This is a genomic window from Bacillus paralicheniformis, from assembly GCF_001042485.2.
Taxonomy (GTDB): Bacteria; Bacillota; Bacilli; order Bacillales; family Bacillaceae; genus Bacillus; species Bacillus paralicheniformis.
In genome coordinates, this window is sequence record NZ_LBMN02000012.1 from 1 (window position 1) to 15,071 (window position 15,071).

Below are 15,071 nucleotides of genomic sequence, written 5' to 3' on the forward strand. Positions count from 1 at the left end.
TTGTCAACAGTCTGAAGCTGCCTGATCAGGCAGCTTTGGGATGTCCGGATATGTCGATAAATGCCGCAGCTCACTGCCGGCGGACAGCGTCTTTAATGTCTTCATACTTCTTCATCGTTCTGGCAAACAGCTCGTCAAAGACTTCCGGCATGGCATTTTGAATGACCTCCGCCCCTTCTCCGGTTATGCCGCCTTTTGTCGCCACCCGATCAAGCGTTTGTGCAAACGTCATGTCTTTTTCCATTAACAGCTTGCCCGTTCCCAGCAATGAATGAATCAGAAATTGAAACGCGTCTTCTTTCGTAAGACTGCTGTTTCTGACGGCAGCTTGAGCAAATTCTTCAAAGATCGAAGCGATGAACCCTGGTGAAGAGCTTGTTAAATTGCTTGCAGCGTCAATATCTCTCTCATGTATCTGTTTGACTGTGCTGAAAACGGAAAGATATTCTTCCAGCCGGCTTTTGTCCGCCTCAGCAACTCGCTCGCCGTGGACAACAAGCGAAACACCGATCCCGGCTTCAGATGTGAGGGTCGGAATGTATCTCGTCACCTGTCCGCTTGTCCAGTCGTGAAGCCGGTCAAGCTCGACCCCCGCGGCAATCGAAACAATGTGGACATCCTTCTGAAGAAACGGCTGTATGTTCTCAAGCGTTTCCTTTACCGCCATCGGCGGTACACAGATGAAGATCAGGCCGCACTGTTCGGCGAGCTCTTCGGCTGATTGACAGGCGACATTCGGGTAAAGTTTTCTCAGCTCCCCTGTTTTCCCGTCATTCCTTGAGCTGACGACCACCATGTCATCGCTGATTTTCTCCTGATCAAGCAGTTTCACCGCAATCATCTGCGCCATGCTTCCGTATCCGATAAATCCAATCTTTTTCAACGTTTAGAACACCTCTGACATGTCATATTATAAATAGCACCCTATTTATTCTATCCTTTTTCTTTGACAATTTCCCACAATGTTTTCATGTTTATCCCACAGTCTTTGATTATGATTGAGGCATCAAAGGATATGATAACAATAGGAGCGTGAAAATGATGGAATATAATAGAGAAGATCAGCTTGAAACGAAAAACGAACTCATCGTCTCCGATCAAAAGCCCGACCAGGCGATAAAAAAAGCAGAACAGCAAAAGCGGAGACTCTCATGGATGACGCCGATCCTCAGCGGCATCATCGGGGGAAGCCTCGTTCTCGGTGTCACGACATACCAGCATAGCAAAGACGAAACGGCCAATACATCCGTCCAGACACAAACTAACGAGACGTCAAACTCATCGGCTTCTTCCACTAAAGCGAATACCGAAAAATTGTCCAGCACGAATTCGTCTGACATTTCAACAATGGTGGAAAATGTATCTCCTGCCATCGTCGGTATTTCAAACTATCAAAAACAAACGGAGAGCGGTATGTTTGGTTTTGAAAGCAACAGCAACAGCAGCAGCTCAAGCGAACAAGAAACAGGCACAGGCTCAGGTGTCATCTATAAAAAAGCAGACGGCAAAGCATACATTATTACAAATAACCACGTTGTCGAAGGCGCATCTAAACTGACGGTTTCCCTGTCCAACGGCAAAGAAGTGGAAGGAAAATTGCTGGGCAGCGATTCCTTGACAGACCTTGCCGTTGTTGAAATTTCCGCTGAACACGTCGAAAAAGTCGCATCTTTCGGCGATTCGTCAAGCTTGAAAGCGGGTGAATCGGTCATTGCAATCGGAAATCCGCTCGGCAAAGATCTGTCCCGAACGGTGACGCAAGGCATCATCAGCGGTGTTGATCGGACCGTTTCCGTTGATACGTCCGCAGGCCAAACCGAGATGAACGTCATTCAAACAGACGCGGCCATCAATCCCGGCAACAGCGGAGGCGCCCTTTTGAATACAAAGGGCGAAGTGATCGGCATCAACAGTATGAAAATCAGTGAAAGCGGAGTGGAAGGCATCGGATTTGCGATTCCAAGCAATGATGTCAAACCGATTGCAGAAGAGCTGATGTCTAAAGGAAAAATTGAGCGTCCGTTTATCGGAATCGGCATGATGGATCTTGAGCAGGTGCCGGAAAACTATCAAACAGGCACCCTCGGATTAAGCGGCAGCCAGTTAAACAAAGGCGTCTACATCCGCCAGGTCGCTTCAGGCTCCCCTGCTGATAAAGCGGGCCTTAAAGAGAACGATGTCATCGTCAGCTTTAACGGAAAAGAAACCGATACGGGAAGCGCGCTGCGCAACCTTCTTTACAACGATGCAAAAATCGGGGATACGGTAAAGGTTACCCTCATTCGAAATGGCAAAACAATGACAAAACAAATGACGCTTGACCAAAAAGAATCCGCATCATCTTAACAGCATGCCCCCTTTTAGGCTGTCGGCTGCGCCGGATGCCTTTTATATAAAAAAACGAGGTCCTTTTCGGGACCTCGTTTTCTATTGAATCGGTTTCAGCCGCGCTTCAATCTCTTTCCGCCGATGTTCCAGGTACGGCGGCAGCGCAAGGCTTCGGCCGAGCTCATCGATAGATTCATCAACGGCAAAGCCCGGCCCGTCAGTCGACAGCTCAAAAAGTATGCCGTTCGGTTCTCTGAAATACAGCGCCTTAAAATAATAGCGCTCCACAATCCCCGAATTCGTAAAGCCGTTCTCGTTGATTTTCTCATGCCACTGTTTAAGTTCTTCTTCATCTTTGACACGGAATGCGACATGATGGACGCTTCCTCTCCCGGGACGCTCTCTTCTGCCGTCATCTGACTCTTTCACATGCACCTCCGCGCCTGCTCCTCCTTCACCCGATTCAAAAATGTGAAGCGTACGGCCGGTTTCATCAGCCTGTTCCTCACCGATTTTATGAAAGCCGAGAATATCGGTCAGCACCGCAGCTGTCGGACCGGCGTCCTTGACAGTCAATTCGACCGGGCCGAGCCCCCTGATCGCGACCTCCTCAGGAATGACGCCGTTTTTCACAGGCACTCCATGATTTTTTCCCTTTTCATCAGCCACAAGCATCATGTTCTGTCCTTCATGGTCTAAAAAGCGGAGAACGCTCCGCCCCGCACGCGTCTCGATGTCGTAAGTCTCTGCGCCGAGCTCATGAAGCCGCTTCTTCCAAAATTCGAGTGCTTGTTCGCCGGGAACCCGAAGTGATACGGACGAAATGCAGTTCGTCCCTTCCCGTCTCCTGGCAAGCATCGGAATTTCGAAAAATGTCAAATCTGAACCCGGAGACGCGACTTCATCACCGTAAAACAAATGATACATCGTCGGCTCATCCTGATTGACCGATTTTTTTATCAGTTTCATGCCAAGCCCTTTGACATAGAAATCCAGATTATGTTGAGCGTTGGCAGTTAAAGCGGATACGTGGTGGATGCCATTTACGTTCATTCTATCATCTCCTCATTAAATATCTCGAATTCGAGATTTCTTCTTTCTCAAAAATAGGCGATTTGATTTGAAAAGTCAACCAAACCGTCTTACAGACCTTCTTTCCTGTCTGCCCCTAAAAAAACTAACAATAACTCCGAAATGACTTAAAATGGTTCGGTTATTCCTGCCCCCTTCGGGTTTTACGACCTTAAAATGTTTAACATACACAAAAAATGCGAAAATCTGAAAATTTATTTAATTTTTCTTTTTTAAAAAAGGTATTACAATATAAAAATAGTTTTCTATAAAAGAGATTACATCAATGGGAGGCATCGCAATGAATGCAGAAGCAAACGGACTAAAAAAAGAGATAGGCTTGTTATTTGCGCTATCTCTTGTGATTGGAACGATCATCGGTTCCGGCGTGTTTATGAAGCCCGGCAGCGTGCTTTCCTATTCCGGAAACGCACAAATTGCTCTTTTTGCCTGGATCCTTGGCGGAATCTTGACGCTAGCAGGCGGGCTGACAATCGCCGAACTGGGCGCTCAAATTCCGAAAACGGGCGGGCTTTACACATATCTTGAAGAAATTTACGGCGAGTTCTGGGGGTTCTTATGCGGCTGGGTGCAGATTATCATCTACGGACCGGCCATCATCGGCGCACTCGGATTATATTTCGGCTCGCTAGTGGCCAACTTGTTTTCCTGGGATAAATCATGGACTGCACTCATCGGCATTATCACCGTCGCCTTTTTATGCATCGTCAACATTGTCGGAACAAAATACGGCGGAGCGGTACAGACGGTCACAACGATCGGAAAGCTGATTCCCATTGTATGTATCATTGTGTTCGGTCTATGGCATGGCGATGAACATATTTTCAGTACAGTTACGGAGAGCATCGCCAGCCAAAACTTCGGAGCGGCGGTATTGGCGACGCTATTCGCGTATGACGGCTGGATCCTTCTTGCGGCACTCGGCGGAGAAATGAAGAACCCGGAAAAAGTGCTCCCGAAAGCGATGACAGGCGGGATACTGATCGTCACAGCCTGCTACCTGTTCATTAACTTGGCGCTGCTTCACATTCTTCCTGCCGATCAGATTGTCAAGCTTGGTGAAAATGCGACAAGCACAGCCGCTACAATGCTGTTCGGACCGATCGGCGGCAAGCTGATCTCCATCGGAATTATCGTCAGCATCTTCGGCTGCTTAAACGGAAAAGTTCTGTCTTTTCCGCGCGTGATCTTTGCGATGGCTGAGAAAAAACAGCTTCCGTTCTCCCGCTGGATCTCGCATGTTCATCCGGCATTCCATACGCCTTGGATCGCGGTCATCGTCCAGATGATGTTCGCTGTCATCTTAATGATCATCAGCAATCCGGAAAAGCTGTCAGAGGTTTCGATTTTTATGATTTACATTTTCTATGTCATGGCGTTTTTCGCGGTATTTATTTTGCGGAGACGGAAGAACGGCCAAGGGAGAGCTTACAGCGTGCCGCTCTACCCTTACCTGCCTGTTGCGGCTATTCTCGGGTCATTGTTTGTTCTTATCAGCACGCTTATCACTGACTTTTACAGCTGCCTGTGGTCAATTTTGATCGGCCTCGTCGGTCTCCCGGTTTATTTTTGGATGAAAAAAAGAAATAAAAACGGCTCAGCCGCCTGAGCCGTAAGCCGCCGGCTCATGAGCCAGGCGGTTTTTTTATCCCTTCACAGACCCGATCAGAATGCCTTTGGCAAAATGCTTCTGCAAAAATGGATACACGGCTAAAATCGGAAGCGTCGCAATGACGATGACGGCCAATTTGATCGATTGTTCAGGCGGCACCGTTTCCATCATGTCATTCGTCGTCCCCGTCAGATCCGAAAGAATCGTCACTTGGCGCAGCACCATTTGCAGCGGCCATTTCGCGCTGTCATTGATGTACAGCAAAGCATGGAAAAAGTCGTTCCAAATGCCGACCGCATAAAACAGCGCAAAAGTTGCAATAATCGGCTTTGACAGCGGCAGCGCGATCCTTAAGAACACGCCGATTTCTGAACAGCCGTCAATCTTTGCCGACTCTTCAAGCTCTTTCGGAAGCTGCTGAAAAAAGTTCTTAATAATAATGAGATTGAACGGATTAATCGCCATCGGCAATATTAGCGCCCAGTACGAATCGAGCAGTCCCAGTGATTTGACGACAATATACGTCGGAATCATTCCTCCGCTGAAAAGCATCGCAAAAATAACGAGATTCAAAAGCAGGTTTCTTCCCTTAATGTGCCGTTTCGCAAGAGGATAGGCCATCGTAAATGTAAAAAAGAGCTGGACGATCGTTCCCACAACCGTAATGAACACAGACACCCCCATGCTCCTGATAAATGTCGGCGTTGAAAAAATATAGCGGTACGCGTCAAGCGAGAATGTCTCAGGAAAGATAAAGAAGCTCTTTTCCGCCAGCTCGGCCTCCGTTGCAAAAGATCCCGCGATAATATACAGAAAAGGCAAGACGGTTATCAGCCCGCAGCAGCCGAGAAAGAGCACATTAAACCAATCGAATACCCGCCCCGCTTTTGTGTTATGGATCGTTTCCGCACCGGACATCCTTTTCACCTCCATTCATTAAAACAGACCGTCCTGGTCAAACTTTTTCGCGATATAATTGGCGCCGAATATCAGAATGATTCCGACAACCGATTTAAAAAGCCCGACTGCCGTACTATAGCTGTATGCACCTTGCGTAATTCCGACAACATAGACATACGTGTCAAAAATTTCAGCCACGCTCCGGTTTAAAGAGTTGGTCATTAAAAAAATCTGTTCAAAGCCGATGTTTAAAAAACTGCCGATTCTTAAGATGAGAAGCACGACGATCGTGCTTCTGATGGCCGGAAGGGTAATGTGCCACATTCTCCTTAATCTGCCTGCCCCGTCCATCACTGCCGCTTCATACTGCTCCTGGTCAACCGAAGCGAGCGCCGCCAGAAACAGGATCGTTCCCCAGCCCGTCTCCTTCCATATGCTTTGCAGCACAATCATCGGCCTGAACCATTCGGGATCCGAGAGAAATGCAATCTCTTTGCCCGTTATGCTTTGCAGCATTTTATTCATCACGCCCGTATCAACTGTAAAAAAGACAAATGTCATGCTGACGACGATCGTCCATGAGACGAAATGCGGAACATATATAAACGTCTGAATGCACCGTTTATAGATGGCATGTCGCAGTTCATTCAGCATGAGTGCGACAATCAGCGGAGCCGGAAATGCAAAAATCAAATCGAGAGCGGCGAGCATGAGCGTGTTGCGGAGCAGGCGGAAAAAGTCAGGGTTCATAAAGAAATCTTTAAAATACTCGAACCCGACCCATTCGCTCTGCCAAAATCCGAGATAAGGCGAATAATCTTTAAAAGCAATGAACACGCCCCACATCGGCCAATATTTAAATATGAGAAAATATAAAACACCGGGAACAAGCAGAAGATAAAGCCATTTATCCCGTTTTACGGCTTGCAGCCCAGTCGGTTTCTTTTCTGTCTCAACAGCGGTTTTCCCTGTTTTAGCGGTGATTTCCACGTGCTGCATCCCCCCTTTCGTATACTGGTTGAAGATCTGAGCTATTTCGTCTCCTTGTAGCGTTTGTTCAGTTCTTTCATCAAATCTTCACCACCGCTTTTATACCAAAGCTGCACGGCATCTTGAAAGCCTTTTTCATCGATGTCACCGATGATAAACTGCGTTTTGGCATCGAGAATGATGTTGTCAAGCTGTGCCCCTTTTTGGGTGTAAACATCTGAAACGAGCGATTCAGCCGGATTGAATACGGCGATTTTTTCCCCTTCTTTGAGAATCTGTTCACGGTGTTTGAACAGCTTTGATTCTTGTTTTTCCACATGGTATCTTTGTTCGGGAATGCCCATGCTGAACTGCGCAAGACCTTCGTGCTCATAAAGCAGTTTTTTATTATTTTTTTCAAGGGACGTGTACGTTCCGTTCTCAAGCTTATAGTTGCGCCCTTTTATACCGTTGTTGGCAATAATTTGTGCCTCTTCATCGTTCATTTTATCCAGGAAGCTGAGCACTTCTTTCAATTCTTTTTCCGTTTTGACGCTCGCTTTCGGAATGGCAATCATTCCGGCGTATCCCGATGTCGGGAATGTATACGTTCCTTTCGGGCCTTTGACCGTTCCGGTGACGTCGATCACATCCTTGTTAGCGGGATCTGCTTCTTCCATTGCGCTTTGAATTTGTGAGGCCCGCGAACCGGTATCGACGATGACACCCGCTTTTCCTTTGACGATTGGATCGTTCCACTTCGCTGAATCCATGACGGCGAAGTCTTTATTGATCAGTCCCTCATCATACAGCTTTTTGAAAAACCGCAGTGCTTCCATATACTCTTCTGTCGTGAAGTCCGGAATGAGTTCACCTTTTTCGTCTATTCCGTAGCGGTTTGGTGCGCCGAACCACGTCTGCATAATATCCCACGGGCTCCCGTTTCCAAGCCCCATCCATTTCGGCACCACCATGCCGTACGTATCGTCTTTCCCGTTTCCGTCGGGGTCTTTTTCTTTAAACGCTTTCAGCACGTCGTAAAATTCGTCGATTGTTTTCGGCATCTCCAGACCGACATTTTCGAGCCAGTCCGTTCTGATGATGATCGAAGCGCGGATCAGGTCCCTCGCCCTGTAAATACCGTAAATCTCGCCATTGATGGAACTGTTCTTCATCACTTTTTTATCGGCCTTTCCGAGGTTCGGGTAGTCTTTTAAATAAGGTGAAAGCTCCCAAAACGCACCTGATTTGACAGACTTGATAAACCCCGGGGACTTGTCCGTGACGACGATGGCTTGCGGCAAATCTCCCGAGGCCATGACGATGTTGAATTTATCATTATAGGAAGAGTTCGGAACCCATGTCACTTTGATTTGTTTTTTCGTGTATGTTTCGAGCGCTTTTAAAGACGGGCTGTTTTCTCCCGGACTTTCCGGCGACAAGAGCGGAGCCATAATATGAATGGCATCCTTTTCTTTTCCTTTCCCGTCTTGATTGGCCGTCTCATTTGCGCTGCACCCCATCAAGAGCAAAAAAACAGCGGGTGCAGCGAGCCATTTGTTTCCCTTCAGCTTCAGTCTTGCCATTGTACAATTCCCCCTTTTGATCGTCTCAATTGTTCCACTTAAATTTAAAGCGCTTACATTTTTCCGACAACCTTCATTTTTTGCCTTCATGTGCGAGCGGGATGTTCTTTCATTGCCTTGATGATCTTTTCTTGCATGTCCAGATCGGGCGGCATATCTTTAAGCAGCTCGAGCACGGCTATCAAGTTTAGGCACCATTGTGAGACGCAGTTTGTTGTAACCCAGGGAATTTCCGTGATCGTTTTCCAGGCATGGATTTGTTTTGGAGTGATCGGCAGCGGTGTATGGCTTTGTTTTTCATCGAGCAACAGGCGCCACACTTGTTCGGCGAGCTTCCGGTCTTGGCGGAGCCGGGCAGCGTAAGCGGCCATGGCAGCGGAGAACATCGGCCAGTGAAATAAATCATCGTGAAGCTTCCCGCCGCTCCTTTTGCGCTTTTCTTCATCAGTCAGCAAATAAAATTCGCCGAATTCCCCTAGCATCTCCTTCCATTCCACATCCTCAAGCAGTTCTGCAAGCTCCATCCATGTTTGCGGAGCGCCGAAGGCGATGACCATATGATAGCCGCCATGATTCCCGTCCCCCATATGAAGCAGATCTGAAGCTTCAGGATCGTATCCGAAAGTCGGTCCGGACAACAGACGAAGCGGCAGCGCTTTAAGCCGGCCGATCCCCCGTTTGATTTTATCAAGGTACGCTTCATCGCCTGTCCGCTCCCATTCCGTCAGCCAGTTGGAACAGAACGCCGCCCAGTCGGGGCCTACTCTTGCGTGGGCGGGAAACTCTTTTTCTGGATAATAAGCTCTCATCGGATCAAGCGTCTCAAGCGCTCGATCGGCATCTTTTACTTCAGATAACACGTCTCCCGTTCTCTCGTCCGCCGTCAAAAAGTAATAAGGCTTATGAAGGCCGGCCATGCTGATTCTCGCTTCCTTGCACCCGCAGCCCCAATGGAGGACATTGTGCCTTGAACCGAGGCCTTTATACTCCCCGAAATGATAGCAGTCGACTTCGCTAGTGTGACGGGTCATCGCTTCCGCCATTCTGAAGATGTCTTCCCTACCGGATCTGAAAAAAGACTGCCAAAGCCAGAGGTTCGGAACGAGTTCCGTATTTTGCCATGCATAGCCGCCAAGGTCGTACCGCCATACATGCCGGATGGCATCGTACGTATGCATCACATCACCGTAATGCCAATAGCCGTACCAGCTCCGCTGATCGACTTCGTTCATGTAAAACTTGAGAGCCTCGTCAAGCTGATCTTCAAGCACAGCCGAGAGCGGGCGCCGTTTATCTTTCAGGCTCCAAACGCCCAGCACGCGGGTGTGATAATAATAGTCAGGCTCACAAATAAGCAGCGGGGGATTTTGCCATTCGTCCGCCGCTCTATTCAGCTCTTCATCGATCGGCGGATTTGCAAAACAGGCGAGGCTGACTTCGCTCGTATTGGCAATGCCGACGGCCGTTGACCTCATTTCGGCAAACCCTTCATATGCGCTTTCAACATGAGTGTCTTTTGAATAATGACGGAAATCCATCGCTTCAGCTTCAGGAGGCCAAAACCATACCGCCAATTTCGTTTCCCCGCCGGCAAGACCTTTCGCTTCAAGCGATGACGGATATTTTTCAAAGAAGTTCCTGAGCCCGAGTGCGATGCCGCCGTTTTCCCCGCCTGCATACATCAGCCCTTTCGCTCTCTCCCCATGAATCGCGTCCACCCAGGCGCAGCCTTTGCCGGTTCGCTTTTTTAAGCGCCAGTGAACAGGGGAATCCTGGATGAGCTTGAAATCGTTCCAGACGGCGTTTCTCTCGGCATCGCGCACGACTGCCGACTTTTCCGGTACAGGCTGTCCCGCAATCTGTCGTTCATAGAGTCCGTTTGTTTCATTGAATCTTCTCGTCACAAGCAGCTGAGAAGCCTCTCCGTAAATCCCTCCGTCGGCCGCATAGCGGATATGCCTGTTTCTCGGCGCTCCGCTCAAAACCGCGCTCATCTCGAAACCGAGTCCTTTGATCCATTCTGTTTCTGCTTCACAGTCGATGAAGATCGTGTGCACGATCCGGATGGACGGATCACCGGCATAGAAAGACAGCCTGACGGTAAAAGGGAGCCAAACATCGATGCCTCCGCCGAGGTGGACGCCTTCAATCTTGACGACTGTCTTAACCGGACCGTTTTGTTCGATTGCCGTACGTTTGATCATGCTCTCAAACCGTTCAATATGATACATGCATTGTGAATCTGAGCCGCTTCTTTTTTCTTTTAAAGCGATGAGCCGCCCTTCTTTCGCCATCATTTCCCCGGAAATGGAAATCGAACGGATGAGTTCCGTCCCCGATTTTCCAAGCCTGCAGACTATCGCGCCCGTATTCACCGTGATTTCATCTTTCTGCTCACTGACATTCATGACGGTTTTAGGGACGCCGGCCCCCCCTTTTTTCAATGTAAATCGGCTACCGCTTTCTTTAGGGAAGACTGCGGCATGCCCCGTCCATTTAAGCGAGCCGTCAGGCCAATACGCGAGCGGCCATGTTTGCAAACACGGGGCGTTTTTCGAAGCAATGGCGACCGTCTCTCCTTTTTGCAGCACTCCTTTTGCCCAAGGAACTCCCCAGGTCACCCCGCCGAACGCGGCAGGCGCCCTATTCAGCCATTTTAGTTCAGTCTGTGCTTTCATAAGTGTTCCTCCTTTCTGTTTAACCGATTGGTCAGTGAATATTTTCCTGTTTAGCCTTTTGACCGTCAATATTCCTTTTTTGCTTATATTGGAGAGGTGTCTGCTCCTTTTTTTGCAGGCATCATCCCTTTTTTAGCAAAACGAAACAAAAAAGCCGCGGGCAAGCGCCTGCGGCGATTCATTTATTCTCTGAAAACAAAACCACGCGGTATTCGTGCGGGCCGAGTGTCACGCGTCCGGATACGGGCCTGTCGGACAATAAATCGGTTCCGTTTCCGTCAAGTGTCACTGCGCCTCCTTTGCCGTCCATATTGATCACGACCCAGACAAGACCGTCTGCTCCTTTCCGGGGCGCGACGACTGTTCCGGGAGTGGCATCGGTTTTCTGTGTAACACCCGCTTCTTCTGCGTAATGACTGATCAGCTTTTTCATCATGATGTCACCCGCTTCGCCTGCCGGCATCGACCCGAGCATGACGATTTTTCCTTTTCCGCATTTATGCTCTGTGATGAACGCTTTTCCTGACGCCGGGCCTTTTTCAATTATCCCGACAGCTTCGGTGCCGCCGGCTTTAAAAACAGCGCTCCACAGACTCAGCGGCGCCTTTACGCCAAACGCCGCTCCACTCGAGTTCCGCTCATCCATCGGAAATGTATAAAGCGTTTTGACTCCGGAACTTTTTTCCAACTCCCCTAATCCGCAATCAGTGTGAACCGTATGATTTTCTGTTCTTCCGCCCGTCAGCGGACCCGCAATCCAAATGCCGCCACTTTGTGCAAAGGCTTCGGCTTTTTTGATAAACGCAGGCGGAAGATAGTGAATAAACGGCGTAAACAGCAGTTTATAGCCGTCAAGCGAGCTCCCTTCAAGAATGACATCTCTGTGAATGCCCATCTTTAACAATCGGTTATAAAACTCGGTGATCAGTGTTCTGTAGTGAAGACCCCGATGTGGCTCCGTTTTCAAAAACACCTTTGCACGATCCGAATAGACGACGGCTGTTTCAGCCTGCAAAGGGTCCGTCGCCAGCATGATGTGCTCAACCTCCCGTCTCGCCTGCTCGACTTCGAGCACATGATCATATCCCACATCAGGCTCCCCCCATGCGCTGATCACTGATCCATGCGGCTGTTCAGATCCGGCTCTCTGCTGACGCCACAGCCAATAGCAGAACGCGGCTCCGCCAAGAGCATAAGAAGAGACCGCTTCAGCCTTCAAATAGCCGTTTTGATGAGGCACGGCATAGCTTTCAAGCGAAGCGCTGTAGGAAGGGCTCGTTTCCATTATCCAGAACGGCCGTCCTTTTTTAATGTTTCTCCATAAATCACAATTAAACAAAAAGGCGTCACTGTTTTCCTGGCTGGCGTACGTATCAAACGAGGCGAAATCAAGGCTCTTGAAAAGATCTTCATGATCAACGCCGAACATGACGCTGCTGTTATGGGTGATCGGGGCGTTGGAATATGTTCTGATCACCTCAGCCTGCTCACGCGCAAATTCAGAAATCTTGTCCATCGAAAACAGCTGATACATCGTCCTTAAAGAAGAATTGTGCAAAAACGGGGTCGGTCCGGGCTGCGGAACTTGCTCGAAGCGCTGATACGTTTCGCTCCATACGCCTGTACCCCAAGCCTCATTCAGACGGTCAATCGTCTGATAGCGGTCTTCCAGCCATTTGTGCCATAATGTGTTGCACGTTTCACACATGCATTCTGCGACATGGCATTTGAATTCATTGTCAAGCTGCCACCCGATCAATCCCGGCAGTTCTCCGAGCTCTTTGGCGATATGTTTGATGATCAGGCGGGCCCGCTCTCTAAAATACGGATGGTTTGTGCAGGCATGCTGCCTCGAACCGTGTCCCATCGTCTCTCCTTTTTCATTCACATGCATTCTTTCCGGATGCCCGTGGGTCAGCCAGATCGGCGGTGTCGCAGTCGGTGTGCACATGACCGTTTCAATTTTGTTATCGTGGAGCTTTCGGATGACGCCGGCAAAAAATCCGACATCGATCCTTCCTTCTTCCGGCTCCATCCTTGACCAGGCAAACTCCCCGATTCTGACGACATTAATCCCTGCTCGCTTCATCATCCAGATATCTTCATCCAGCACGTCCTCATCCCATAATTCGGGATAAAAGCAAGCGCCGTGGTACAGTTTTCCGTTCATCTTCATACCGTCTCTTTAACAAACGGCAGACCGAGCTCTCGAATGCCGATAGAGACAAGCTTCGCCATTTCCCGGGCCCCTTTTTTCGTAAAATGTGTGTAGTCGTTGACATTTTCCGAGATCATAAAATATTTAAATACCTCGCTGTACCCTTTTTCTGCAAAATGCTGCAGGCTTTTGTCCATTAAATCGATCAAGCGGACGTTTTCTTCACTTGCCACCTGCTTCATCGCGATGCAGTAGTCCGGGAAATCGTTCAAAAAGACGCCGTCCTTGTAATGGAGCCTTGCGACAGGCGTGATGAGAAGCGGCGAAGCTCCTTTTTGACGCGCGCCGTCGACGTACATTTTCAAGTATTGTTTATACGTTGTATACGGCTCAGTATAGCGTTCTGGTTTGTCTTTCGACGCGTCATTGTGCCCCATCTGAACGAACAGCCAATCGTTCTGTTTGATTACATCTAAAATCGATGCAAGCCTTCCTTCTTCAACGAACGTTTTTGAACTTCGGCCCCCGATGGCCCGGTTGATCACCTGTACATTTCCGGATACATAAGACTGGAGAAATTCGCCCCAGCCTCCTTGAGGCGAATCCGCCTTATAATTTTGCACGGTCGAATCGCCGGAAAGATAGATGCTGATTGTCATCACGACCACTCCTTTTTATGAAAGAATTTTATCAATTGTGTCGAGCTCTTCAGCTGAGAATCGAGCGGACTTAAGAGCAGCGGCATTTTCTTCGATCTGTTCGGTTTTGCTTGCACCGATCAGCACCGAGGTGACGCGCGGATTTTTTAAAAGCCAGGCTATCGCCATTTGCGGCAGGGATTGGCCGCGTTCGGCCGCCACTTGATTCAGCTTGCGGACTTTGCCGAGCACGTCTTCTGTGATGCTCTCGGCCTGCAAAAACGGACTGTTCACATCTGCGGCTCTTGACCCGGCGGGAATCCCAGTCAAATATTTCGTTGATAAAAGCCCTTGAGCAAGAGGTGTAAACGCGATCGCCCCGGCTCCTTTTTTCTGCAGCACTTGCAGCAGGCCGTTTTCCGGTTCTCTGTGGAACATTGAATATTTGGGCTGATGGATGAGGAGCGGAACCCCGTATTCTTGCAAAATATCGGCCGCCTTTTCGGTCTGTTCGGCGCTGTAGTTCGACAGACCGACATATAAAGCTTTTCCTTGCCTGATGATATGGGCGAGCGCTCCCATCGTCTCTTCCAGCGGTGTATGGGGATCAGGGCGGTGCGAATAAAATATATCGACATAATCTATGCCCATTCGTTTTAAACTTTGATCAAGGCTTGCGACGAGGTACTTTTTTGACCCCCAATCGCCGTATGGTCCGGGCCACATCGTATAGCCGGCTTTCGTGCTGATGACCATTTCATCACGGTAGCGGGCAAAATCGGTTTTCAGCGCTTTTCCGAAAGTTTCTTCGGCAGAACCGGGGGGCGGACCATAATTATTCGCCAAGTCAAAGTGGGTGATTCCCAGATCGAATGCTTTTCTTAACAGTGCTTTGGCATTTTGAAACGAATTGGCTTCTCCGAAATGATGCCAAAGCCCTAAAGACAAAGCAGGCAGTTTTAAACCTGAATGCCCGCAGCGGTTGTATTTCATATTTTCATAGCGTGTATCACTCGCCTGATACTCCATATGAATCCCTCTTTTCATTTTGGAATGAAATCGCTTACCATTCATTTTATGGGAACAGGCTGTGAGATTACAATCATACTT

At 48.8% G+C, this 15,071-nt stretch carries 11 protein-coding genes; 2 read left to right on the forward strand and 9 right to left on the reverse strand.

From position 1 onward, the window contains the following. Nucleotides 1-70: 70 nt before the first annotated feature. Nucleotides 71-883, reverse strand: coding sequence for a pyrroline-5-carboxylate reductase ProG (gene proG, locus ACH97_RS09100; RefSeq protein ID WP_020451076.1), 813 nt, complete (start codon nt 881-883; stop codon nt 71-73). Between the two features lie 158 nt (nt 884-1,041). Here proG and ACH97_RS09105 point away from each other — a divergent pair, with 158 nt between their 5' ends. Beyond that, nucleotides 1,042-2,346 carry a S1C family serine protease gene (locus ACH97_RS09105; RefSeq protein WP_035399929.1) on the forward strand — a complete coding sequence of 435 codons (1,305 nt, stop codon included), beginning with the start codon at nt 1,042-1,044 and terminating at the stop codon, nt 2,344-2,346. Between the two features lie 81 nt (nt 2,347-2,427). On the opposite strand, the gene ACH97_RS09110 is transcribed toward ACH97_RS09105, so the two are convergent. Continuing rightward, a complete protein-coding gene (locus ACH97_RS09110; protein ID WP_020451074.1) occupies nt 2,428-3,381 on the reverse strand; it encodes a ring-cleaving dioxygenase in 954 nt (317 codons plus the stop codon). 319 nt (nt 3,382-3,700) lie between these two features. On the opposite strand from ACH97_RS09110, the gene ACH97_RS09115 reads away from it, so the two are divergent. Further along, complete coding sequence (locus ACH97_RS09115; RefSeq protein ID WP_020451073.1) at nt 3,701-5,029, forward strand: APC family permease; 1,329 nt, start codon at nt 3,701-3,703, stop codon at nt 5,027-5,029. Nucleotides 5,030-5,065: 36 nt separating this feature from the next. Here ACH97_RS09115 and ACH97_RS09120 read toward each other — a convergent pair whose 3' ends face one another. The 7 genes from ACH97_RS09120 to mgrA all read right to left on the reverse strand — a co-directional run bounded on the left by ACH97_RS09120 (nt 5,066) and on the right by mgrA (nt 14,990). After that, nucleotides 5,066-5,950, reverse strand: a complete 885-nt coding sequence (locus ACH97_RS09120) for a carbohydrate ABC transporter permease (RefSeq protein ID WP_020451072.1) — start codon at nt 5,948-5,950, stop codon at nt 5,066-5,068. Between the two features lie 18 nt (nt 5,951-5,968). Beyond that, nucleotides 5,969-6,922 (reverse strand): ABC transporter permease, encoded by a 954-nt coding sequence (locus ACH97_RS09125; protein ID WP_020451071.1) that lies wholly within the window; start codon nt 6,920-6,922, stop codon nt 5,969-5,971. A 41-nt stretch (nt 6,923-6,963) separates the two neighbouring features. After that, a complete protein-coding gene (locus ACH97_RS09130; protein WP_020451070.1) occupies nt 6,964-8,487 on the reverse strand; it encodes an extracellular solute-binding protein in 1,524 nt (507 codons plus the stop codon). 86 nt (nt 8,488-8,573) lie between these two features. Continuing rightward, nucleotides 8,574-11,165, reverse strand: coding sequence for an exo-rhamnogalacturonan lyase family protein (locus ACH97_RS09135; RefSeq protein ID WP_057957830.1), 2,592 nt, complete (start codon nt 11,163-11,165; stop codon nt 8,574-8,576). Between the two features lie 178 nt (nt 11,166-11,343). Continuing rightward, entirely contained in the window at nt 11,344-13,341 is a 1,998-nt protein-coding gene (locus ACH97_RS09140) for a beta-galactosidase (protein WP_033155141.1), read from the reverse strand. Next, the gene (locus tag ACH97_RS09145; protein WP_048350313.1) at nt 13,338-13,982 is read right to left on the reverse strand and encodes a rhamnogalacturonan acetylesterase; all 645 of its coding nucleotides are present in this window, start codon (nt 13,980-13,982) and stop codon (nt 13,338-13,340) included. The genes ACH97_RS09140 and ACH97_RS09145 overlap by 4 nt, the downstream gene beginning before the upstream one ends. Before the next feature lie 15 nt (nt 13,983-13,997). Continuing rightward, nucleotides 13,998-14,990, reverse strand: coding sequence for an L-glyceraldehyde 3-phosphate reductase (gene mgrA / locus ACH97_RS09150; RefSeq protein ID WP_020451066.1), 993 nt, complete (start codon nt 14,988-14,990; stop codon nt 13,998-14,000). Between the last annotated feature and the right edge of the window lie 81 nt (nt 14,991-15,071).